This is a genomic window from Streptomyces aurantiaciflavus (assembly GCF_049808595.1).
GTDB lineage: Bacteria > Actinomycetota > Actinomycetes > Streptomycetales > Streptomycetaceae > Streptomyces.
The window spans coordinates 28898-51633 of sequence record NZ_JBNCAQ010000032.1; the positions used below are offsets into that span (position 1 = coordinate 28898).

The 22736-nt window shown below is 69.8% G+C and carries 20 protein-coding genes, 1 pseudogene and 1 riboswitch; of the genes and pseudogenes, 4 read left to right on the forward strand and 17 right to left on the reverse strand.

The genetic code is table 11. The annotated features are described in order from the left end of the window. Positions 1 to 5 precede the first annotated feature (5 nt). Positions 6 to 1628 carry a GMC oxidoreductase gene (locus ACPT94_RS31540; protein WP_489686599.1) on the reverse strand — a complete coding sequence of 541 codons (1623 nt, stop codon included), beginning with the start codon at positions 1626 to 1628 and terminating at the stop codon, positions 6 to 8. Positions 1629 to 1884: 256 nt separating this feature from the next. Beyond that, on the reverse strand, positions 1885 to 3027 hold the full coding sequence (locus ACPT94_RS31545) for a glycosyltransferase family 4 protein (protein ID WP_360338671.1): 1143 nt from the start codon (positions 3025 to 3027) through the stop codon (positions 1885 to 1887). Between the two features lie 68 nt (positions 3028 to 3095). Between ACPT94_RS31545 and ACPT94_RS31550 the strand changes: the two are divergent. Continuing rightward, positions 3096 to 3233, forward strand: a pseudogene (locus ACPT94_RS31550) (PadR family transcriptional regulator); the annotation flags it as partial. Here the strand turns inward: ACPT94_RS31550 and ACPT94_RS31555 are convergent. The 5 genes from ACPT94_RS31555 to ACPT94_RS31575 form a co-directional block, all read right to left on the reverse strand. Then, positions 3234 to 4427 (reverse strand): hypothetical protein, encoded by a 1194-nt coding sequence (locus ACPT94_RS31555; protein ID WP_360338674.1) that lies wholly within the window; start codon positions 4425 to 4427, stop codon positions 3234 to 3236. 108 nt (positions 4428 to 4535) lie between these two features. After that, entirely contained in the window at positions 4536 to 5552 is a 1017-nt protein-coding gene (locus tag ACPT94_RS31560; protein ID WP_425247388.1) for a C40 family peptidase, read from the reverse strand. Positions 5553 to 5809: 257 nt separating this feature from the next. Further along, the gene (locus ACPT94_RS31565; protein WP_360338680.1) at positions 5810 to 6844 is read right to left on the reverse strand and encodes a C40 family peptidase; all 1035 of its coding nucleotides are present in this window, start codon (positions 6842 to 6844) and stop codon (positions 5810 to 5812) included. A gap of 214 nt (positions 6845 to 7058) precedes the next feature. After that, entirely contained in the window at positions 7059 to 8402 is a 1344-nt protein-coding gene (locus ACPT94_RS31570) for an NYN domain-containing protein (protein ID WP_360338683.1), read from the reverse strand. A gap of 37 nt (positions 8403 to 8439) precedes the next feature. Then, a complete protein-coding gene (locus tag ACPT94_RS31575; protein WP_014672226.1) occupies positions 8440 to 8679 on the reverse strand; it encodes a hypothetical protein in 240 nt (79 codons plus the stop codon). A gap of 171 nt (positions 8680 to 8850) precedes the next feature. Between ACPT94_RS31575 and ACPT94_RS31580 the strand changes: the two genes are divergently transcribed. Both ACPT94_RS31580 and ACPT94_RS31585 read left to right on the forward strand, forming a co-directional pair. Further along, positions 8851 to 9588 (forward strand): rhomboid family intramembrane serine protease, encoded by a 738-nt coding sequence (locus tag ACPT94_RS31580; RefSeq protein WP_360338686.1) that lies wholly within the window; start codon positions 8851 to 8853, stop codon positions 9586 to 9588. Positions 9589 to 9817: 229 nt separating this feature from the next. Then, on the forward strand, positions 9818 to 10099 hold the full coding sequence (locus ACPT94_RS31585; RefSeq protein ID WP_360338689.1) for an Lrp/AsnC family transcriptional regulator: 282 nt from the start codon (positions 9818 to 9820) through the stop codon (positions 10097 to 10099). A gap of 43 nt (positions 10100 to 10142) precedes the next feature. Here ACPT94_RS31585 and ACPT94_RS31590 read toward each other — a convergent pair whose 3' ends face one another. From ACPT94_RS31590 to ctaE, 6 genes are all read right to left on the reverse strand, one after another. Then, positions 10143 to 11519, reverse strand: a complete 1377-nt coding sequence (locus ACPT94_RS31590) for an aminotransferase class V-fold PLP-dependent enzyme (protein ID WP_360338692.1) — start codon at positions 11517 to 11519, stop codon at positions 10143 to 10145. A gap of 436 nt (positions 11520 to 11955) precedes the next feature. Continuing rightward, positions 11956 to 12072, reverse strand: a riboswitch (SAM riboswitch). Between the two features lie 74 nt (positions 12073 to 12146). Further along, entirely contained in the window at positions 12147 to 13211 is a 1065-nt protein-coding gene (gene trpD / locus ACPT94_RS31595) for an anthranilate phosphoribosyltransferase (RefSeq protein ID WP_360338695.1), read from the reverse strand. Positions 13212 to 13351: 140 nt separating this feature from the next. Next, entirely contained in the window at positions 13352 to 14974 is a 1623-nt protein-coding gene (gene qcrB, locus ACPT94_RS31600; protein ID WP_360338698.1) for a cytochrome bc1 complex cytochrome b subunit, read from the reverse strand. Next, entirely contained in the window at positions 14971 to 16029 is a 1059-nt protein-coding gene (qcrA, locus tag ACPT94_RS31605) for a cytochrome bc1 complex Rieske iron-sulfur subunit (protein WP_360338701.1), read from the reverse strand. Before qcrA ends, qcrB begins: the two co-directional genes overlap by 4 nt. Then, entirely contained in the window at positions 16026 to 16838 is an 813-nt protein-coding gene (qcrC, locus tag ACPT94_RS31610) for a cytochrome bc1 complex diheme cytochrome c subunit (RefSeq protein WP_360338704.1), read from the reverse strand. The genes qcrA and qcrC overlap by 4 nt, the downstream gene beginning before the upstream one ends. Positions 16839 to 16903: 65 nt before the next feature. After that, positions 16904 to 17524, reverse strand: coding sequence for an aa3-type cytochrome oxidase subunit III (gene ctaE / locus ACPT94_RS31615; RefSeq protein WP_360338707.1), 621 nt, complete (start codon positions 17522 to 17524; stop codon positions 16904 to 16906). Between the two features lie 191 nt (positions 17525 to 17715). Here ctaE and ACPT94_RS31620 point away from each other — a divergent pair, with 191 nt between their 5' ends. After that, positions 17716 to 18117: a response regulator gene (locus ACPT94_RS31620; RefSeq protein WP_425247389.1), complete on the forward strand. Its 402-nt coding sequence runs from the start codon at positions 17716 to 17718 to the stop codon at positions 18115 to 18117. A gap of 47 nt (positions 18118 to 18164) precedes the next feature. On the opposite strand, the gene ACPT94_RS31625 is transcribed toward ACPT94_RS31620, so the two are convergent. The 4 genes from ACPT94_RS31625 to ctaC all read right to left on the reverse strand — a co-directional run bounded on the left by ACPT94_RS31625 (position 18165) and on the right by ctaC (position 22634). Beyond that, positions 18165 to 19421, reverse strand: coding sequence for a L,D-transpeptidase (locus ACPT94_RS31625; protein WP_360338713.1), 1257 nt, complete (start codon positions 19419 to 19421; stop codon positions 18165 to 18167). Positions 19422 to 19552: 131 nt separating this feature from the next. Then, positions 19553 to 19951 carry a cytochrome c oxidase subunit 4 gene (locus tag ACPT94_RS31630; RefSeq protein ID WP_360338716.1) on the reverse strand — a complete coding sequence of 133 codons (399 nt, stop codon included), beginning with the start codon at positions 19949 to 19951 and terminating at the stop codon, positions 19553 to 19555. After that, positions 19948 to 21678, reverse strand: a complete 1731-nt coding sequence (gene ctaD / locus ACPT94_RS31635) for an aa3-type cytochrome oxidase subunit I (protein WP_360338719.1) — start codon at positions 21676 to 21678, stop codon at positions 19948 to 19950. Before ctaD ends, ACPT94_RS31630 begins: the two co-directional genes overlap by 4 nt. After that, positions 21675 to 22634, reverse strand: coding sequence for an aa3-type cytochrome oxidase subunit II (ctaC, locus tag ACPT94_RS31640; RefSeq protein WP_360338721.1), 960 nt, complete (start codon positions 22632 to 22634; stop codon positions 21675 to 21677). Before ctaC ends, ctaD begins: the two co-directional genes overlap by 4 nt. Positions 22635 to 22736: the final 102 nt, after the last annotated feature.

Genomic DNA, 22736 nt, shown 5'->3' on the forward strand with positions numbered 1-22736 from the left:
TCGGCTCATGGCGCGGTGTCCTCGGCGAGGACCCGCGCCATCGTGCGTTCGGCGAGCGCGGTGATGGTGACGAAGGGGTTCACCCCGATGTTGCCGGGCACCAGCGAGCCGTCGGTGACGTACAGCCTGGAATACCCCTTCACCCGGCCGTGGTTGTCGGTCGCCTTTCCCAGCACGCAGCCGCCGAGCGGGTGGTAGGTGAAGTCGTCGGCGAAGACCTTGTTGGACGAGCCGAACAGGTCGTACCGGTAGATCGTCGAGTTGGCCGAGTTGATCCGGTCGAACAGCTTCTTCGCCATGGCGACGGAGACGGCACTCTGCGCCGCCGTCCAGCCGAGCTTCACACCGCCCGTGGCGCTGTCGTACGTGAAGGACGCCCGCTGCGGGTTCTTGGTGATCGCCAGATAGAGGCTGACCCAGTGCTCCAGGCCCGTCGGCAGCGGGGCGATCTCGGCGAAGACGGGGTTCGAGGCGTTGGACCAGTCGTCGATGCCCATCACCGGCATGGTCGACTGGTTGGCGCCGACGGTGTCCCACAGGTGGTTGGCCCGCCCGAGCATCACGTTGCCGTTGGGCCCCCAGCCGGTCCCGACGCTCGCGTCCAGCGCCGGCAGCGTGCCCGTTTCCCTTGCCCTGACCAGGAGTTCGCTGGTCCCGACGCTGCCGGCGCCGAGGAAGAGGTAGGTGCAGCCGTACTGCTTGGTCTCGACGACCGCGCCGGTGTCGTCGATGCGGTCGGCGGTCAGCACCCAGGTGCCGTCGCCCGCCCGGCTGACCGACGTCACCTTCTCCAGGGTGTGGACGGTGACGTTCCCGGTGCCGAGGGCGGAGGCCAGGTACGTCTTGTCGAGGCTGCGTTTGCCGTGGTTGTTGCCGTAGATGACCTCCTGCCCCAGGGCCGACCTGGTGGCGGTCCCGGCGGCCTCGCGCTGCATGTGGCCGAAGTCGTAGACGTTGGGCACGAAGGTGGTCTTCAGGCCGGCGTTCGCCGCGTGCTTCCGGGAGACCCGGCTGAACCGGTACCACTCGGTCGACTCGAACCAGGCGGGGTCGATCGTGTTGACGCCGAGCATGGCGCGGGCGCGCGGGAAGTACGTGGAGTACATCTCGGTGACGTCGACGGCCGGGAACTGCTCGGCGAAGTAGGACTGGAGCGGGGTGACCGCCATCCCGCCGTTGACCAGGGAACCTCCGCCGACGCCACGGCCCAGGAAGACCGACATGTCGCCGAAGTGGACGCGGTCCAGGACGCCGGGGTACGGGCTGATGTCCTTGTTGACGACGTCCAGCCACAGGAAGGTGGCCAGGGGCGCCTCGGTGCGGGTGCGGAACCACATGGAGCGCTGGTCGGGGTTGGCGGTGTTGCAGAAGATCTTGCCGTCGGCTCCGGGGGTGTTCCACAGCCGGCCCATCTCCAGGACCAGGGTGCGGATGCCGGCCTGGCCGAGGCGGAGGGCGGCCACGGCGGCGCCGTAGCCGGAGCCGACGACGATCGCGGGGGCGGAGTCGACCGCGGCGGGCTCGGCGGCACGGGCGGAGCCGAGACCGACACGGGTGAAGCCGAGGGTGGCCGCCGTCTGGAGGGCGGCCATACCGAGGATCTGACGTCTTGTCAGCTGATGCTGCATCAGTTTTGCTGTCATGTGCGCAGCATGTGCGGATTTTGCCGCTCCGCCTAGTGCCGCGGCAGGCAACGTTTGCCCGTTGAGGAGCGGGGTCCGGTGCGTGCTCTCGGTGTGCCGGCCGGAAGCCCTCGTACTGGATGTACTTGGGCTTTCGGCCGGTGCGGCGAGAGGGCGTGCCGGGCGTCGCGACGGGGCGAACGTTGCCTGTCGCGGCACTAGTGCACGGGACGGGGTTTGCCCGGACCTTTGAAACGGCCCTTCACAGCAGTTTCTCGAGCCCCTGCGCCAACAGGTCCCACCGCCACTTCTCCTCCACCCACTGCCTGCCCCGCTCCCCCATCCTGCGGCGCAGTTCCGCGTCCCCGAGCAGGGCCACGATCCGCTCGGCGGCCTCCTCGGGGGCGCCGCCCCGTACGACCCAGCCGGTCTCGCCGTCGAGCACGGCGTCGGGAGCGCCGCCGGAGTCGCCGGCGACGACGGGCAGTCCGGTCGCGGATGCCTCCAGGTAGACGATGCCGAGTCCCTCGACGTCGAGTCCGCCCCGGCGGGTGCGGCAGGGCATGGCGAAGACGTCCCCGGCGCCGTAGTGGGCGGGCAGGTCCGACCAGGGCACGGATCCGGTGAAGCGGACGGAGCCCGCGACGCCCGTCTCGTGCGCCAGTCGCCGCAGGTCCTTCTCGTAGGGTCCGCCGCCGACGATCAGCAGCACGGTCTCCGGCTCGGCGGCCAGGATCCGGGGCATGGCCCGGATCAGTGTGTCCTGGCCCTTGCGCGGTACGAGCCGCGAGACGCACACCACCACCGGCCGGTCGGTGAGCCCGAGCCGTGCGCGGACCTCGTCGCCGCCGGAGCCGGGATGGAAGGTCTTCTCGTCGACGCCCGGCGGCAGTTGCACCATCCGCCCGGCCGCCTCGGCGCTCAGCGCGGTCGCGATCCGCGAGCGCGTGTACTCCCCGAGGTAGGTGATCGTGTCCGTGGCCTCGCCGATCCGCCCCAGCAACTGCCGGGCGGCGGGCAACTGGGCCCACCCGGCCTCGTGGCCGTGCGTCGTGGCCACCAGGCGTTCGGCGCCGGCCTTCCGCAGTGCGGGCGCCATCAGCCCGAGCGGAGCCGCCGCCCCGAACCACACCGAGGTGCACCCGTGTTCCCGCAGCAGCCCCACGGCCCGCCGGGTCGCCCCCGGCGTCGGCAGCAGCATCGTCGTCCGGTCCCGTACGACGGTGAAGGGCTGCTCGGCGTCGAAGCCGGCCGTCGCCTCGATCCCCTCCCGGCCGCGCTTCCAGGTGGACGCGTAGACGACGAGCCGCTCGGGGTCGAGACGGAGCGCCATGTTGTGCAGGAACGCCTGGATGCCGCCCGGGCGGGGCGGGAAGTCGTTCGTCACGATCAGGGTCTTGTGCATCGCGGCCGACCCTATCCAACCTGTGTTCACGGGTGTGCCCGGCCGTACCGCTGAGCACCCTGCTGCGGCGGGAGGGCGAGCCCGTGCGGGCCGAGGAGGCAGGCGATCTGTTCCGGCAGGGCATGCCGCGGGTGGCGCGGGCGACGGGTGGGGCGGAGCGGGCGTGGCTCACCGAGGCGGTCGCCCGGCTGGAGGGCGCCGGCTGATCAGCCGAGCTGGTCGCGCAGGTACTGCCGCCACGCGGCGGTGAAGTCCGCAAGCGTCGTCCCCAGCACGCTCCGCATCGCGCCCTCGACCGCCCCGTCCCGCTTCCCGTGCTCCCCGACGGCCCGGTAGAACGCCTTCAACCGCTCCTCGCCCCACCGCTCCGCGATCATCCGGCAGGCCATCCAGCCGTCCTCGTACGCCCGCGCCAGCCGGTCGGCGTCACCGGAGAACCCGAAGTCGCCGTCGGCGGGCAGCCCCTGCGGGACCTGCCCCTGACGGACGGCGTTCTGCAGCTCGGGCGCGGCCTGCGCCGGGGTGCGCCCGGTGCCGCGGTAGCCGACCCAGTCGGCGTACCCCTCGGACAGCCACAGCGGGGTGGCGGCGTTGGTGTGGGCGCGGGTGGCGACATGGGTGGTCTCGTGGGTGAGTACGACCTGCTGCCCGACCGGGCCGAGCACGGCGTACGCGTCCGGGTTGACGATGACCCGGTCCGCGGGCGTCTTGGCCGCGCCGCCCGTCTCGCCCGTGGTGACCGCGGCGATCCCCCGGTAGGAGGAGGCGGGCGAGCCGAGCAGCGCCGCCATGCCGTCCAGCGACTTCGGTACGAGGAGGACGACGTGCCGCGCCCAGTCGGTGCCCCACGCCTGCGAGACCGCCGGGACCGCGCGGTCGGCCAGGTCCGCGAAGGTCCGCAGCCGGGTGCCGCTCTGCCCGACGCCCAGGACGAGACTGTGCGCGCCCCGGACGGCGGCCACCGTGCCCTGGTCCCACAGCTGTGCCCCGGCCTTCTTCGCGGGGCGCTCGGAGGTCACGGACCACTGCCCGTCCGCGCCTCGGCTCAGGGCCAGCGTGCGGGGCGTGGTCACCGGCGCCCTGTCGTAGCCCGCTATCCGGTAGCTCAGCTCGGCGTCGGCGGTGGCGGTGTCGCCCTCGCGGTCGACGGCGGTGACCCGGTACGACCAGGCCGCCAGCGGTACGGCCCGCACGCGGGTGTATCCGGTGCGGTCACCGGTGGCGGCGTAGGCGCTCGGATCGTGGGCCAGGACCGCGGCGGCCCGCCGGTCGAGCACCCGCTGCACGTCCGCCGTCGCCCTGTCCGTCGCGGGCCGCCCACCGCAGCCCACGAGAAGGACGAGCAGCAACACCACGAGCCCCAAGGCTCCGGATCCGCGCGTCCGCCTCAGCCCAGCCATCCTCCCGATCGTACGGTGCCCCGCCCGAACCGGAACCCGCCCCGCGCGCCGCGCGGTCCCCGGCGGGGCCACGTCAGCACGCGGAACGGCACCTGCCGTCGCCGCCCCTCAGGGCCGCGTCACCGCCGAGATCGGCATCATCCCGACCGGGTCGTAGCGCACCGGCGCACCCGGGTAAGGGGCGTGGATGACCTGGCCGTTGCCGACGTACATGCCGACGTGGCTGGCGTCGGAGCGGTAGGTGACGAGGTCTCCGGGACGGGCCTGGGAGAGCGGGACCTGCCGGCCGGCGTGTGCCTGGGCCTGCGAGGTGCGCGGCAGGGAGACGCCTGCCTGGGCGTACGACCACTGCATCAGGCCCGAGCAGTCGAAGCCGGAGGGGCCGTTGCCGCCCCATACGTAGGGTCGGCCGAGTGCGGAGCGGGCGGCGGTCACGGCGGCGGCCGCGCGGCCCGAGACGGGGAAGGCGTCCCCGAAGCCGGACATGTCGAGGCGGCCGGAGCGGGAGGCCCGCTCGTAGGCGGCGCGCTCCGCGAACGGCAGGGAGTTGAGCAGCTGCCGGGCCTTGGCGAGCTTCTGCTCGACGGTCCGCTTGTGCCGGGCGACGGCCCTGCGGCTCCTCTCCAGTTCGCCGAGCTTGCGGGTGGCCTCGGCGCGCTCCTGGGCGAGTTGGCGCAGGGCGTCCTGAAGGTCATTCAGTTCGCCGGCCTGGTGGAGGGTGATCCGGTCGAGGACGACGGCCCGGTCGAGGTAGTCGCGCGGGTCGTCGGAGAAGAGCAGTGTGAGGGACGGGTCGAGGCCGCCCGAGCGGTACTGGGCGCCGGCCAGGGTGCCGAGACGGCCGCGCAGATCGTTGACGCGCGCCTGCTGGCGGGCGATCCGGTCCTGGGAGTCACCGACCTGCCGGCGCAGCGTGCCGACCCGCTCACCTGCCTGGTTGAAGGCCTCGGTGGCCTTCTCGGCCTCCTCGTACAGACGGCCCACCTCGGCCCCGGTGTCGTCGTGCGGCGCGGCCGGGGCCGGTACGGCGGTGGCCAGGGCGCCGAGGGCGGCGGCCGCGGCGGACAGGACGCACAGGGCGCCCCGGTCGGACACGGACGGTGCAAGGCGGCGATGGGACCTCACGGGAAGCCGCGCTCCTTCCACTGGCGGACAGAGGCAGTCCCCTCGGCACGGGAGCCGGGGAAACGCGGCAGACAGTAGCCCCGGGACCGGGGACCGGCCAAAGGATCTCCGAGCTCACGCACAGTGACGCCCCGCCTCTGACGCAGGTCATCGGCGGGGCGTGGGGTCACATCTCGTGGTTGTGATTCGCCCGTTCGGGCGCGAGGTTCCTGATCTTGAAACGTGCTCGCGTGGGGCGGGAGAACCTCGCGGGGAGGTCAGATCCGGACGCCGAACTGGAACGGCATGTTGTTGATCGACTCGTAGCGCACGACCGTGCCGGTGCGCGGGGCGTGCAGGATCTGGCCGTTGCCCGCGTAGAAGCCGACGTGGTGCAGGTCGCCGTAGAAGATGACCAGGTCGCCGACCTTGAGGTCGGACTGGGAGTAGATGCGCGTACCGGCGTTGGCCTGGTCCTGGGACATGCGCGGGATCTTGACGCCGGCCTGGGCGTAGGCCCAGGAGGTCAGGCCCGAGCAGTCGAAGGAGTTCGGGCCGGAGGCGGCCCAGACGTAGGGCGAGCCGATCTTGCTCTGGGCGGCCTGGAAGGCGGCGAGGGCGCGGCCGGAGGCGGGGCCGGTGTTGCCGAGGTCGACGCGCTCGCCGGCGTCGCGGCTGGCACGGGCGTCGGCGGCGGCCAGGGCGGCCTTCTCCTTGGCCGTCAGCGTGTTGAGGAGCTTCTGCGCCTCGGCGAGCTTGCCCTGGACCGCCTTCTTCTGCTTGGCCAGCTCGGTGCGGGTGAACGTGAGGTCCTTGAGCTTGTCGGAGGCCTCGGCGCGGTCCTGGGCGAGCTGGCGCTGCTTCTCCTGGATCTTCTTCAGGGCCTCGACCTGCTGGGCGCTGAGCTGGTCGGCGGTGGACGCCTTGTCCAGGTAGTCGTCCGGGTTCGAGGACAGGAAGAGCTGGAGGGAGGAGTCGATGCTGCCCGTGCGGTACTGGGCGGCGGCCGCGAGACCGATGCTGTCGCGCAGCTCGTTGAGCTCTTCCTGGCCGCGGGCGACGTTGTCCTGGATGGTGGAGATCTCCTTCTGGAGCTTCTCCTGCTTCTCCTTGGCCCCGTTGAGCTTCTCGGTGGCCTGCTCCGCCTGCTCGTAGAGCTCGTCGACCTTGGTCTTGACCTCGTCCTTGCTCGGCTTCTCGCTCGGCGCGGCGTTGGCGGCCTGCGAACTCAGGGCGACAGCGGCGGCAGCGGCGGTGGTGAGCACGGTCACGCGTGCCCGGCTCGGCTGCTTGGGACGACGGTGGGACGCCACGGACGACGAGCTCCTTCTTGTGAGTGATCACTCGTGCGGAGATTCGATGATGGCAGACCCTAGTGACCATCCTGTGATCAGTTCAAATCCTCGCACCAAAAAAGTCTGTGACGCAATGCATTCTTTACGACTATCACACCAGCAGTAATGCCAAGTTGACGCTACGTTGCGTGACACTTACGCCAATTCGGGCATTGGACCTGTACGTTGACGTTCAGGTCAGCCGCTTGAGAAGTACCGCAGAAGCCACGGGTCGCGCCCCGGCCCGTGCGACCCCGTCGGCCACCTCACGGTCGGTCGAGGCGACGATGACCGGCCGGCCGGGCGGCTCGGCGCGCACCAGCTGGCGGATCAGCTCGTCGGCGGTGACCCCCGGCTTGGAGAACAGCACCCGCACCCCGCGCGGCGGCGCGAGCAGGACCGGCGCGGCCAGTTCGGCCCCGTCGAAGACACAGGTGACCTCGGCGCCGGTCTGCGCGGCGAGTTGCGAGAGCTGCCCCAGCAGCCGCAGCCGCTGCTTCTCGAGCGGCATCTGCGGATAGCCGGTCTTGGTGACGTTGTAGCCGTCGACGACGAGATGCGCCTGCGGCAGCGCGAGCAACTGGTCCAGGATCGCGGGATCGTCCTCGGACAACGCCCGGGCCGCGATGTCCTTCGGGGTCATTCGTCCCGGTTCGACCGCGTCCACGGTCTCCGCCGGGCGGACCGACACGGGCGGCAACGCCAGTTCGCGGCGCAGCCCTTGGGCCGCGTCCAGCACGGTGTCGAGCAGCAGCCGCACCCGCATGTCCTCGACGCTGCGCCCCTCGCGGGCCGCCCGCCGGGTCGCCTCCAGGGCGGCCTCCGCCTCCCCGAGCCGCGCCTTGAGCCGCCGGGCATCGCTCTCGGCCGCGGACACCTGCGCCTGCCCCTCGGCCCGTACGGCCTCGATCTCGGCCTGCACCTTGCGCAGGGCCGCCTCGCCGCGCTTGACGTCACTGAGGGCCGAACGCAGCTTGCGGTGCAGCGAGTCCGCCTCCTTCCTCGCCGCCTCCAGCTCGGTGCGCAGCCGTTCGTTCTCGGCGCGGGTCTGCTCCCGCGCCTGGGCGAGCTGCTCGCGCAGCCGCTCCAGCTCCGCCCGGCTCTCCTCGTCGGCGCGCTCGGCGTCCGCCCGCTGCGCCTCCTCGCCGGCGGCGGTCACCAGCTTGACCCAGCCGGTGGGCCGCAGTACGTAGGCCGCGGCCGCCACATCGAGCGGATCCGCGGCCGGGGGCGGCGAGCCGGAGTCGAGGGCGCCGGCCAGTTCCGGCTGAGCCTCTCTGAACTTCTCCCCGATGCGCTGCCGGAACAACGGATCGGTCTCCAGCGCGGCCGCCATCGCGTTCCCCGCGAACTTGGCCCGCCGATTCGGGGCGAACCGGGCGTACTGTCGCAACTGGGCGGGCAGTTCGCCGACGGTCAGACCGCCGAAGCCGTCCGAGACGATCTGGACGACCCGGCGGCGCACACCGTCGGGCAGCGGACGGTCGAGCACCTCAGCGGCGCCGTCGCCCGGCCCCCCGCCTGCGCTCTCCACCATCCGTCACACCCCACTAGCTGTGCGGGGCCCGCTCCCCTCAGGAGCCGGCGCCCGGCCTGTCCACGAGTTCCACCTGATCCACGGCGTTGCACCAACGGCACCGCACCGACTCGATGGTCTCACTGACCACCTCACGCTCCTCGACCGTCGGCTCACCGGCGAGATCGAGGTGCACGTACTCGACGACCTTCGACGAGCGCGTCACGTCGAACCGGGTGAGGTTGCCGCAGAGCGTGCAGCGCCACCGCGTCGTGGCGGTCGGCAGGGGAACCGTCATCGTGACTGTCCGCTTCCTTCTAGTGTCGGTCTTCAAGCGTCGGGTCGCGCCCAAGGCTCCCCGCCGTGTGTGGCTCGTAACCCTACGGCCTGGCGGGTACTCGCCGCCCGCCCGTCCACGGCGGCGAGGCGGGCGGGGAGAGTGTGTCCCGTTACGTCATGCTCTGTGTCCATGATCAGGGACTGGAACGGGACCGTGAACAGGGCCGTGAGCCGAGCGCTCCGGCGCCCTTCGGCGCCGGTGACCTACGGACTGATCGCCCTGTGCTGCCTGATCTTCGTGATCGGCCCCGCCTCGGGCCTCAGTCCGGCGTACGGCACCGGCGAGGAGCTGCCGGCCGCGCAGCGGGCCTATTTCCGGCGGTGGGGCGTGATCCCGGCCGACCTGTTCGAGGGCTCTGCGCCCTCCGCCCTCACCCCCGCGACGGCCCTGTTCATCCACGGCAGCTGGGTGCACCTGCTGGGCAACATGCTCTTCCTCTACGTCTTCGGGGCGATGACCGAGCACCGGATGGGCCGAGTCCAGTTCACGCTCTTCTACCTCGGCTGCGGTTACCTGGCCCTGCTGGGCTACGCCGCCGCCAACGCCGACTCCGAGCAGTCGCTGGTCGGCGCCTCCGGGGCGATCTCGGCGGTCCTCGGCGCGTTCCTGTACCTGTTCCCCCGGGCCCGCGTGACCAGTCTCCTGCCGTTCCTCTTCTTCCTGCCGCTGCGCTTCCCGGCCTGGGTGGTACTGCCCTTCTGGGCGACCCTGCAGTGGCTGGCCGCGGGGCGGGCCGGGCAGGGGCCCGGCGTGGCGTACCTGGCCCACGTGCTGGGCTTCGGCCTGGGCTTCGGCTACGCGTGGGCCCGCTTCGACCGTCCGACGAGGGCCTGTCCGGCGGATCAAGTCGCAGGAAACCGGCGGTGACTCATCGGTGCGGGTGAGCGGGGCTTGGTGCGTCCAGCTGCAAGGCGGAGGAGGGCGTCGACGCGATGGGGGCCCCTCCCGCGCGAGCGAAGCCGAGCGTGGGGGAGTCGGCAACCGACGACAACGCCGCAGATGGGCGTGCCAAGCCCCGCGTCCGCGGCATGATCCGCCGGACAGGCCCTAAAGTGAAGGCCGCCCCAGCTCCGGCCCCCGAGGGAGAGAACCAGCCGTGATCACCGCGATCGTCCTCATCAAGACCAGCGTGGACCGGATTCCCGAGATCGCGGAGTCGATCGCAGCGCTGGACTCCGTCAGCGAGGTGTTCTCCGTGACCGGGACGTACGACCTGATCGCCATGGTGCGGGTGCGGCAGCACGAGGAGCTGGCGGAGGTCATTCCCGGCCGGATCAGCAAGATTCCGGGCGTGGAGGCGACGGACACGCACGTCGCTTTCCGTACGTACTCGCAGCACGACCTGGAGGCGGCGTTCGCGATCGGCCTGGACTCCTGACCGTCTGAACACCGTCTGAACACCGCCTCCGGAGAAGAGCGCCTCACACCGCCGGGACGCAGCGGCCGTCCTCCGTGCGGTACTGCCACCTGGCGCCGTCCCGGACCAGCTCCTTCACGGCGCCCACGAAACGCTCGACGTGCTCGTCCGGCGTTCCCGCGCCGAAGCTCACGCGGATCGCGTTGAGGGACTTCTCGCCGGGGGCCGCCTCGGGGGCGCCGCACTCGCCCTGGGTCTGCGGGTCGCTGCCGAGGAGGGTGCGGACCAGGGGGTGGGCGCAGAAGAGGCCGTCGCGGACGCCGATGCCGTACTCGGCGGAGAGGGCGGCGGCGAAGTGGGAGCTGTTCCAGCCCTCGACGACGAAGGAGATCACGCCCACGCGCGGGGCGTCGTCGCCGAAGAGGGACAGGACGCGCACCTCGGGGACCTCGGCGAGGCCTTCCCGCACCTTCTCGACCAGGTACTGCTCGCGGGCGACGAGCGTGTCGAAGCCCGCCTCGGTCAGCGCCTTGCAGGCGGCGGCGATGGAGTAGGCGCCGATGACGTTCGGGGAGCCCGCCTCGTGCCGGGCGGCGCTCTCGTGCCACTCCACGTCCACTCCCCCGTCCGCGCGCCGGGTGACCTTGCGGCTGGCGCCACCGCCGGCCAGGTACGGCTCGGCCTCGCGCAGCCAGTCGGCACGGCCGGCCAGGACACCGGAGCCGAACGGGGCGTACAGCTTGTGGCCGGAGAAGGCGACCCAGTCGACGTCGAGGTCGCGCACGCTCACGGGGTGGTGCGGGGCCAGCTGGGCGGCGTCCAGGACGATCCGGGCGCCGTGGGCGTGGGCCGCCGCGGCGAGCTCCCGCACCGGCCACAGCTCGCCGGTGACGTTCGAGGCGCCGGTGACGCAGACCAGGGCGGGACCGTACCCCTCTTGAACGGATGCGGTGCGGTCGGCGAGGGCGCGCTCCAGGGTCTCGACGGCCTGGCGCGGGGTGCGGGGGGCGTCGAGGTAGGTGACCCGGGCGTCCTTCCAGGGCAGCAGCGAGGCGTGGTGCTCGGTCTCGAAGACGAAGACCTGGCAGTCGGCGGGGAGCGCGGCGGCGAGGAGGTTGAGGGAGTCGGTGGTGGAGCGGGTGAAGACCAGCTGGTCGTCGGCTCGGCAGTCGAGGAACTCCGCGACTGTCCTGCGGGCGTTCTCGAAGAGGTCCGTGGAGAGCTGGGAGAGGTAGCCGGCACCGCGGTGGACGCTGCCGTAGTACGGGGCGTAGGCCGCCACGTCGTCCCAGACGCGCTGGAGGGCGGGGGCGCTCGCCGCGTAGTCGAGCGCCGCGTAGGTGACTTCGCCGCCCGTGACGAGCGGGACGGTGACATTACCGCCCAGAACAGGCAGCGGTGCACAAATGGCGCGGGTGGCGGCAGCGGTGGAGACGGACATGGTGAACTCCCGTGAAAGGCAGGCGGATTCACCACGCGAGCACACGTACGCGCAGACACCGCGGGCACGGCTCAGCGTGGGAGAAAAGGTGAAAGGGGATGCGGAGGCGGGGCTCTGCGGCCCCCCTTCGGGGGGCTGTCGGCCCTAGGGCCTGTTGCGAAAGTGGCGCCTGCCGCGCGACGCCCGGCACGCTCCCCCACTGCCTGAAGGGCGTGGGAGGTGCCCCCACTCGCCGCACCGCCCGAAAGCCCGAGTACGCCCAGTACGAGGGCTTCCGAGCGGCACGCCGAGAGCACGCACCGACGGCGACATCAGCCGCTCCGCGGCGGGCGCGCGGCCGCCCTTCGGGCGACGACGCCACTTTCGCAACAGGCCCTAGCGCATTCGCTTGCTCACGGAAGGCTCCTCGACGACCAGGACCCCTGGTGGTACGAGGGGTCCGCGCTTGCCGTGGACCTCGCTGCCCACGACCTGGTCTTCACCCGGGGCACCCCGCCACGGACGGAGGGTTGCCGGACAGTCGGCCGGGGCCTCATGACTGTCACTCATGACCTGAACAGGAACGTACGTGAAGTGATCGCGGTCCCGCAACTCGTGTCCGGATCGCGGGACCGCACCTCGGATGCCCTACGCGTTGCTGGCCGTCACCCAGCGCTCCAGCGCCCGCTTGGCCGCGCCGGAGTCGATGGACTCCGCGGCCTTCGCCATCCCGGCCCGCAGCTGCTCGGTGAGCGGTGCGTCCGTCGGGTCCAGGGCGACCAGCGCGGCCGCCGAGTTCAGCAGGACCGCGTCCCGTACGGGGCCCGTCTCGCCGTCGAGGAGGCGGCGGGCGACCTCGGCGTTGTACGACGGGTCGCCACCGCGCAGGGCCTCCACCGGCACGAGCTCGATGCCGACGTCCCGCGGGTCGAAGGCCTCCTCGGTGACCTTGCCGTCGCGGACGGTCCAGACGCGGGAGGTGGACGTCGTCGTCAGCTCGTCGAGGCCGTCGTCGCCGCGGAACACCAGGGAGGAGTTGCCGCGTTCGGCGAAGACGCCCGCGATGATCGGTGCCATGCGCGGGTCGGCGACCCCGACGGCCTGGGCGCGCACCTTCGCCGGGTTGGTCAGCGGGCCGAGGGCGTTGAACACCGTCCGGATGCCCAACTGGCCGCGGGCGGCGCCCGCGTGACGCAGCGCCGGGTGGAACTTGACGGCGAAGCAGAAGGTGATCCCGGCCTCCTCGGCGACCTCGGCCACCCGCTGGGGGGTGAGGTCCAGGTTGACGCCCAGCCTCTCCAGGACGTCCGAGGAGCCCGACGCCGACGAGGCCGCGCGGTTGCCGTGCTTGACGACCTTCGCGCCCGTGCCGGCCACCACCAGCGCCGACATCGTGGAGATGTTCACCGTCTTCGCGCCGTCGCCGCCCGTGCCGACGATGTCGACCGTACGGCCCGACACCTCGATGACGTTCGCGTGCTCGTACATCGCGCGCACGAGCCCGTTGATCTCCTCGACGGTCTCGCCCTTGGCGCGCAGGGCCACCACGAACGCGGCGATCTGCGCGTCGGTGGCCTCGCCCCGCATGATCCGGTCCATCGCCCAGGCCGTCGCGTCGGCGCTCTGGTCGCGGCCGTACAGCAGGGCGTTCAGCACCTCGGGCCAGGAACGGCCCGCCGCGGTGTCGCCTCCAGCGGGGGTCACAGCGCTCATAAGCCGCTCCTGGGTCAGTCCGGTCCCGCTCTTCGGGACACGCGTCTCAACAGGTCCACCCTATCCAGCCGCGGGCACGGCGAAGGGCCCCGTCCGAACACCGGACGGGGCCCTTCGTCAGTTGCGTGGCGACGCAGTGATCAGTGGTGGCCGTGGCCGCTCGTGATCTCCTTGTACTCCTCGACGGTCGGCTTGGCGATCTGGCTCTCCTCGCCGTAGTACGCCTTGCTCAGCTTGGCGCGGACCTTCTCCGAACGCTTCACCTTGCGCTCGACGCCGTTCTCGTCGACCGTCGGGCCGATCTCGGCCGGCGCGTACTGCTCGTGCGCGGTGAGCGTGTACAGCGCCTCCTGGCTGAGCGGCTCGTGGACCTCGATGTACTCACCGTGCGGCAGGCGCTTGATGGTGCCGGTCTCGCGACCGTGCAGCACCTTGTCCTTGTCGCGGCGCTGCAGGCCGAGGCAGATCCGCTTGGTGATGACGAAGGCCAGGACCGGTCCGACGAAGAAGCCGATGCGGACGAACCAGGTGACCGCGTTGATCGACAGATGGAAGTGGGTGGCGATGATGTCGTTGCCACCACCGACCAGCATGATCATGTAGCCGGTGACCCAGGCGACGCCGAAGGCCGTGCGGGTCGGGGCGTTGCGCGGCCGGTCCAGGATGTGGTGCTCGCGCTTGTCGCCGGTCACCCAGGACTCGATGAACGGGTAGAGCGCGATCACACCGAGGAACAGACCGAAGAGCACCAGCGGGACGAACACGCCCAGGACGAGCGTGTGACCCCAGAAGTTGATCTCCCAGCCCGGCATGGCGCGGATCAGACCCTCGGCGAAGCCCATGTACCAGTCGGGCTGGGCGCCGGTGGACACCTGGTCCGGACGGTAGGGGCCCATGGCCCAGATCGGGTTGATGGACGCGATGCCGGCGAGGGCCGCGATGGCGCCGAAGACCAGGAAGAAGAAGCCTCCGGCCTTGGCCATGTAGACCGGCAGCAGCGGCATGCCGACGACGTTCTTGTTGGTCCGTCCGGGACCCGCGAACTGCGTGTGCTTGTGGTAGAAGACCAGGATCAGGTGGCCGACCACGAGACCGAGCATGATGCCCGGCAGCAGCAGGATGTGGATCGAGTAGAACCGCGCGACGAAGTCGCCGCCCGGGAACTCCCCGCCGAACAGGAACATCGAGATGTACGTGCCGACGATCGGCACGGACAGGATCGCGCCCTGGGTGAAGCGGACACCGGTGCCGGAGAGCAGGTCGTCCGGGAGCGAGTAGCCGGTGAAACCGGTGAACATGCCGAGGACGAACAGCAGGAAGCCGAACAGCCAGTTGATCTCACGCGGCTTGCGGAAGGCGCCGGTGAAGAAGACGCGCATCATGTGCACGAACATGCCGGCGAGGAAGATGACCGCCGCCCAGTGGTGGATCTGCCGGATGAGCAGACCACCGCGCACGTCGAACGAGATGTGCATCGTGGAGTTGAACGCCTCGGACATCAGCTGACCCTGCAGCGGGACGTAGCTGCCGTGGTACTCCACCTCGTTCATCGACGGGTGGAAGAACAGCGTCAGGTACACACCCGTGAGGATGATGATGATGAAGCTGTAGAGGCAGATCTCACCCAGCATGAAGGACCAGTGGTCCGGGAAGATCTTGCGCATGTTGGCCTTGGCCAGGGAGTAGATCCCCAGCCGGCCGTCCGCCCAGTCGGCGACCCGCTCGCCCGCGGGTGCCTTGCGGCGGTCGTCGTTGTTACTCATCCGCGCTCCCAGAAGGCAGGACCGACGGGCTCTTCGAAGTCGCCAAGCGCCTCAAGGTAGCCCTCGTCGTTCACGCCGATGCGCAGCTGCGGCAGGGCGTGACCGGCCGGGCCGAAGATCACTCGGGCACCGTCGGACAGGTCGAAGGTGGACTGGTGGCAGGGGCACAGCACGTGGTGCGTCTGCTGCTCGTACAGCGAGATCGGGCAGCCGACGTGGGTGCAGATCTTCGAGTACGCCACGATGCCGTCGTGCGACCACTCGAGCTCGCGCTTGTCCTTGATGTTCTCCGGCTGGATCCGGACGATCATCAGGGCGGCCTTGGCGATCTCGTTCTGGAAGTCGTGGTCGTGCTCCTCCAGGCCCTCCGGCTTGGCGAAGGTGAGGGAGCCGACCGCGACGTCCGAGGGACGCAGCGGCTCGTTGGTGTTCATGTTGACGAGCAGCTTGCCCTTGGCCCACAGCGTGTGGCGCAGCTTGTCCTCGGGCAGCGGACCGAGGTCGCGCAGCAGCACGACACCGGAGAGCGGGAACAGGGCCAGCGCACCGAACATCGTGGTGCGGATCAGCTTGCGCCGACCGATCGCGGACTCCTTGGCGCCCTGCTTGAAGTCGGCCATGACCTTGGCCTTGACCTCGGGCGACGCCTCGATCGCGTGACGCTCGTCGGCGATCTCCACGTCGGACATCAGGGTGCGGGCCCAGTGGACCGCGCCCGCGCCGATGCAGAACAGGGCCGCACCCAGCGTCAGGCCGAGCGCGAAGTTCAGCGCGCTGATGTGCCCGAGCGGGAAGATGAAGACCGACTTGTCCGGCGGGATCGCCACGTACGAGGCGATGAAGCCGACGGTCGCCAGCATCGACACCGTGAACAGGAAGGCGACCGTACGCTCGGACCGCTTGGCGGCCCGCTCGTCGATGTCCTGCATCCGGTGCTCGTGGGGCGGCAGCCCGGGGTCGGCGAACGGGTTCTTCTCGTCCGCGACGCCCACCGCACCGTGCGCGTGGTCCTGCTCAGCGGGCAGGTTCTCTTCTGGAATGTCTTGGCTACTCATGACTTCTTGGCCTTTGCGGTCCGGGCGGCGACCCACACGGCGACGGCGATCAGTCCGCCGAGACCGAAGATCCAGCCGAACAGGCCCTCGCTGACCGGCCCGAGGCCGCCCAGTTCGAGACCGCCGGGGCTCTCCGTCTCATCTCCGTTGACCGCGTTCAGGTACGCGATGATGTCCTTCTTGTTCTGCTCCGACAGCGTGGTGTCGGGGAAGGAGGGCATGTTCTGCGGGCCGGTCTGCATGGCCTCGTAGATGTGCTTCGGGTCCACGTCCTCGAGGGTCGGAGCGTACTTGCCCCGGGTCAGGGCACCGCCCTTGCCGGTGAAGTTGTGGCACTGCGCGCAGTTGGTGCGGAACAGCTCACCGCCCTTGGCGATGTCCGCGCCCTCCGGACCGTACTCGGCCTCGGTCGGGACGGTCGGGCCGGCGCCGAGCGAGGCGATGTACGCGGCGAGCTGGTCGATCTGGGCCTGCGTGTAGATGACCTTCTTCCGCGGCACCTGCGCGCCCTGGGAGGTCGCCGCGGGCATACGGCCGGTGCCGACCTGGAAGTCGACGGCGGCGGAGCCCACGCCCACGAGGCTCGGACCGTCGGAGGTGCCCTGACCGCCGGTGCCGTGGCAGCTGGCGCAGCCTACGGCGTAGAGCTTCTTGCCCTCTTCGATGGCCAGGGACTGGGCGGTTTCATCTGCCTTCGCCTTGCTCGCGGGTGCGAACACGGCGTACAGCCCCCCGGTGCATGCCAGCGCGAGGAGTAGGACGACGAGCGCCGCCAGCGGATGGCGTCGTCGTGCGGAGAGCTTTTTCACGGATTACCCCGGTGTCAGGATCTTCTGCGTCGATGCTTCTGGGATGGGTGCGGGATCGGGCCCGGCTACTTGATCATGTAGATCGTGGCGAAGAGGCCGATCCAGACGACATCGACGAAGTGCCAGTAGTAGGACACGACGATCGCGGCAGTCGCCTGCTCGTGGGTGAACCTCCTGGCCGCGTAGGTGCGCCCGAGGACCAGCAGGAAGGCGATGAGACCGCCTGTCACGTGCAGGCCGTGGAAGCCGGTGGTCAGGTAGAAGACCGACCCGTAGGGGTCGGAGGAGAGCGAGAGCCCGTCCTTCTTGACCAGCTCGGTGTACTCGTACACCTGGCCGCCGATGAAGATCGCACCCATGATGAAGGTGACGATGAACCAGCCCCGGAGCTTCTTGACGTCACCGCGCTCGGCGGCGAACACGCCGAGCTGGCAGGTGAGGGAGGAGAGCACCAGGATCGTGGTGTTCGTGGCCGAGAACGGGAAGTTCAGGGCCTCGGCCATTTCCTTCCAGTGATCGGGACCCGTCACCGATCGCAGGGTGAAGTACATCGCGAAGAGGGCCGCGAAGAACATCAGCTCGGAACTCAGCCAGATGATCGTTCCGACGCTGGTGAGGTTCGGCCGATTGACCGACGGGTGCGCGTGCCCGGTTTCTACTGTCGTTGCTGTCGCCACGACCGACATTATGTCGGTCGCTTATCCCGCCCTCACTCCGGGGGGTGCCGTTCGGAGTGTTCGTACTGTCCGTAGTCCCCGTATGGCCCATCGGAGCCGGTCGGAAGGCGTGTTCCGGCAGGTGTTGACAGGCTGTTGAGGGGAGTAGCATCCGCCTCATCGGTACCCGGACGTTCCACACCCAATGACGCGGAGGAACCATGCAGGCGACCGCCACGGTGCTGGTCTACAGCGATGACGTCACCACCCGCGAGCAGGTGCGGCTGGCCTCCGGCCGCCGGCCCGCTCCGGACGCGCCCCTGGTCGAGTTCATCGAGTGCGCGACGCCTCCGGCCGTTCTGCGGGAGTTGGACAAGGGCGGCATCGATGTCGTCGTCCTGGACGGCGAAGCCGTGCCCATGGGCGGTATGGGGCTGTGCCGGCAGATCAAGGACGAGGTGTTCCAGTGCCCGCCGGTGCTGCTGCTGATGGGGCGGCCCCAGGACGCGTGGCTGGCCACCTGGAGCCGGGCCGACGCGGCTGTGACGCTCCCCGTGGAGCCGGTGGAGTTCGCGGGGGCGCTGGCTTCGTTGCTGCGGCGCAAGCGGCTGCTGAGCGCCTGAGAGGAGAAGAGGCGGGCGTGGGCCCCGGGTCCGCGCGCCCGGGTCTCTCACGTCGCCGTGGGCCGGAGCCTGGACGTGTCCTGCTCCGGCCTGTGCTCGCCGGTCGTCAGGGCGCTGCCCGTGCTCCACTTCGCCCAGTCGATGTTCCAGTCGCCGAAGCCGTTGCCGAAGGTCTCCATCGTGTGGCCGTAGCTGTTGACGACCTGGACGACGTCGCCCTGGCGGACGTTCGCGAAGAACCAGGCGGCGTTGGCGGTGCTCATGCCGGTGCAGCCGTGGCTGACGTTGGCGTAGCCCTGGGAGCCGACGGACCAGGGGGCGGCGTGGACGTACTCGCCGCTCCAGGTGACGCGGGTGGCGTAGTAGACGGGCAGGTCGTACGACTCCGCCGAGCCCTCGGCGATGCCGACGGTGGTGCCGCGCATCCGTACGAAGTACTCCTTGCCCAGGACGACCTTGACCCCGTTGCGGGTCTCGAAGCCGGGCTTGCCGGTGGTCACCGGTATTCGTTTGATCTCCTCGCCGTTCTTGAAGACGGTCAGGGAGTGGGCCGAGGCGTCGGTGAGGGCGATGACGCGGTCGCCGATGGTGAGTTCGAGGTCCTTGGCCCCGCCGCCCCACAGGCGGTGGCCGACCTTGATGCCGTTCAGGTTGCTGTGGACGCGGATCGCGGTGTGGGCCGGCCAGTACTCCTTCGGGCGGTAGTGGAGCTGCTTGTCGTCCACCCAGTGCCAGGCGCCCTGCACGGAGGGCTCGGAGTCGACCTTGAGGGCGCGTTCCACGACGGCGCGCTGGCCGGGGTCCTTGATGGGCTGGCTCAGTTCCGCGGTGACGGGCTGGCCGACGCCGTAGGTGCCCGCCTGGGGGCCGAACGTCACCGTCAGGAGCTGCTTGGTGGTGGGCGTGCCCGTGTCGAAGGTGAGGACCCGGCGGCCGGGGGCGCCGTCCTTGTTCTCGGTGCTCACGCGGACCGTGTAGCGGGAGTTGGCGGCGAGCGGCTCGGTGCTGTGCCAGCGGCTGCCGTCGGCGGAGAGTTCGCCGGCCACGTAGCGGCCCGCGGCGTCCATGGCGGTGACGTCCGTGATGCGTTCGCCGGACTTCTGGGCGGTGATCTCCAGGGGCTTGTCCGGGTCTGCTTTGCGGCCCTCGCCGCGGGGGCCGTTGAAGGAGACCTGGTCCGTCGCGTCGTAGGGACGCGAGGCGAGCGGGTTGCCGTCCGAGTCGCAGGCGGTTGCGCCCTCGACCAGGGCGATCACCAGCAGCGTGCAGCCGACGACGGTGCGGGGGCGGGGTGAGTGGCTCATGGGGATCACGCTAGGGAGCCATGTCAACGGCGGCGCGCCGGGAGACACGGACGGGTGACGTTCTTTCCGGCAAAAGCAGGAGCCCGGACCCTCCTGACGGAGTGTCCGGGCTCTGCCGTGTTCAGCGGGTGTCACTGGGTGCGGTTCTCACCGCGGTAGTACTCGAAGACCCAGCCCCAGATGCCGATGAGGATCAGCGGGGCGGCGAAGTACAGCAGCCACCAGCCGACCGCGACCCCCAGGAAGGCGAAGGCGCCGCCGATGGCCAGGGAGAGCGGCTGCCAGCTGTGCGGGCTGAAGAAGCCCAGCTCGCCGGCGTCGTCCGCGACGTCCGCCTCCTTGTTGTCCTGTGCACCGGTGTCGACCCGCTTGGCGGTGAAGCCCAGGTAGAAGCCGATCATGATGCACAGGCCGAAGGCCAGGAAGAGGGCCGTGGTACCGGCCGGCTCCTTCGACCACACGCCATAGACGACCGCCATGGCGAGGACGAAGACGCTCAGCCAGACGAACATCTTGCCCTGGATCTTCACTTGCCGGCCTCCTTGCTGCCCGCGATGGCACCGGCACCGGCGTGCTCGAGCTGCTCGAGCGCGGCGATCTCGGGGTGGTGCAGGTCGAACGCCGGGGATTCACTGCGGATCCGCGGCAGGGTGAGGAAGTTGTGCCGCGGCGGCGGGCAGGAGGTCGCCCACTCCAGGGAGCGGCCGTAGCCCCACGGGTCGTCGACGCCGACCGGCTTGCCGTACTTGGCCGTCTTCCACACGTTGTAGAGGAACGGCAGGATCGACAGGCCGAGCACGAACGAGCTGATCGTCGAGATCGTGTTCAGGGCGGTGAAGCCGTCGGCGGCCAGGTAGTCCGCGTACCGGCGCGGCATGCCCTCGGCACCCAGCCAGTGCTGGACCAGGAAGGTGCCGTGGAAGCCGATGAACAGCGTCCAGAAGGTGATCTTGCCGAGGCGCTCGTCGAGCATCTTGCCGGTCATCTTCGGCCACCAGAAGTGGAAGCCGGAGAACATCGCGAAGACGACGGTGCCGAAGACGACGTAGTGGAAGTGCGCCACCACGAAGTACGAGTCCGAGACGTGGAAGTCCATCGGCGGCGAGGCCAGGATGACACCGGTCAGACCACCGAAGGTGAAGGTGATCAGGAAGCCGGTCGCCCACAGCATCGGTGTCTCGAAGGACAGACTGCCCTTCCACATCGTGCCAATCCAGTTGAAGAACTTCACGCCGGTCGGGACGGCGATGAGGAACGTCATGAAGGAGAAGAACGGCAGCAGCACACCGCCGGTGACGTACATGTGGTGCGCCCACACCGTCACGGACAGACCGGCGATCGAGATCGTCGCGGCGATCAGGCCCATGTAGCCGAACATCGGCTTACGGGAGAAGACCGGGATGACCTCGGAGATGATGCCGAAGAACGGCAGGGCGATGATGTACACCTCTGGGTGTCCGAAGAACCAGAAGAGGTGTTGCCACAGCAACGCGCCGCCGTTGGCCGCGTCGAAGACGTGGGCGCCGAACTTGCGGTCCGCCTCCAGGGCGAACAGCGCGGCCGCGAGGACCGGGAAGGCCAGCAGGACCAGGACACCGGTCAGCAGCACGTTCCACACGAAGATCGGCATGCGGAACATGGTCATGCCCGGTGCGCGCATGCAGATGATCGTGGTGATGAAGTTGACCGAGCCGAGGATCGTGCCGAAGCCGGAGAAGGCCAGACCCATGATCCACATGTCGGCGCCGATGCCCGGGCTGCGGACCGCGTCCGACAGCGGGGAGTAGGCGAACCAGCCGAAGTCGGCCGCACCCTGCGGGGTGAGGAAGCCGCCGACGGCGATCAGCGAGCCGAACAGGTACAGCCAGTAGGCGAACATGTTCAGCCGCGGGAAGGCCACGTCGGGCGCGCCGATCTGCAGCGGCATGATCCAGTTCGCGAAGCCGGCGAACAGCGGCGTCGCGAACATCAGCAGCATGATCGTGCCGTGCATCGTGAACGCCTGGTTGAACTGCTCGTTCGACATGACCTGCAGGCCCGGGCGGGCCAGCTCGGCGCGCATCAGGAGCGCCATCACGCCGCCGATGATGAAGAACGCGAACGAGGTGACGAGGTAGAGCGTGCCGATCGTCTTGTGGTCGGTGGTGGTCAGCCACTTGACGACGACTTCACCGCGGCGCTGGCGCCGGACCGGCAGCTCGTCCGCATAGTGGGACCCTGCTGCCGCGGCACCCTGGGGTTCGTTGAGGATGCTCACAGGTTGTTCGTCTCCCGGTTCTTCTCGTGGCTCGTCTGCTCGATGCCCGCGGGAACGTAACCGGTCTGCCCCTTCTTGGCGAGGTCCTTGAGGTGCTGCTCGTAGCGCTCGGGAGAGACGACCTTCACGTTGAACAGCATCCGCGAGTGGTCGACGCCGCACAGCTCGGCGCACTTGCCCAGGAAGGTGCCCTCCTTGTTGGGGGTCACCTGGAAGGCATTGGTGTGGCCCGGGATGACGTCCTGCTTCATCAGGAACGGCACCACCCAGAAGGAGTGGATGACGTCACGCGAGGTGAGGACGAAGCGGACCGTCTTGCCCTCGGGAAGCCAGAGGGTCGGCCCGGGGTTGTTGGTCTGCGGGTTCCGCTCACCGGGGGTGCCGCAGGTGTAGACGCCGCCCGCGTCGGCCGGGAAGTCCTTCTTGTACCGGTCCGGGATCGCGGCCAGGTTCTCGTCGGTCTTCGCGTCACCGGTGGAACCGTCGACGTTCTCGATGTAGTTGAAGCACCAGCTCCACTGGAAGCCGACCACGTTGACCGTGACGTCGGGCTTCTTGTCGAGGCTGAGCAGCTTCGACTCGTCGCGGGCCGTGAAGTAGAAGAGGACCGAGACGATGATGATCGGGACCACCGTGTACAGGGCCTCGATCGGCATGTTGTACCGCGTCTGCGGAGGGACCTCCACCTTGGTGCGGCTGCGCCGGTGGAAGATCGCACTCCACAGGATCAGGCCCCACACCAGCACGCCGACGGCGAGCGCGGCAGCCCAGGATCCCTGCCACAGGGAGAGGATCCGCGGAGCCTCTTCCGTGGTGGGGGTGGGCATACCAAGGCGGGGGAAGTCCTCCCATGTGCAACCGGTGGCGGTCGCCAGGACCAGGCCCGCGGTCATTGCCTGCAGCAGCTTCCGCCGCATCGGGCGCCGCGGCGAGCGGTCGGAGCCGTTGGGACTCACGTAGCGCCTTCCCGAGAGTCTCGCCCGCGCGTGTTGGCTGCGGCCTTCTCGCTGGTCGGTCGCCGCCCTGCGTCGGGCAGGGGTTTGGATGTTTATGCGGAC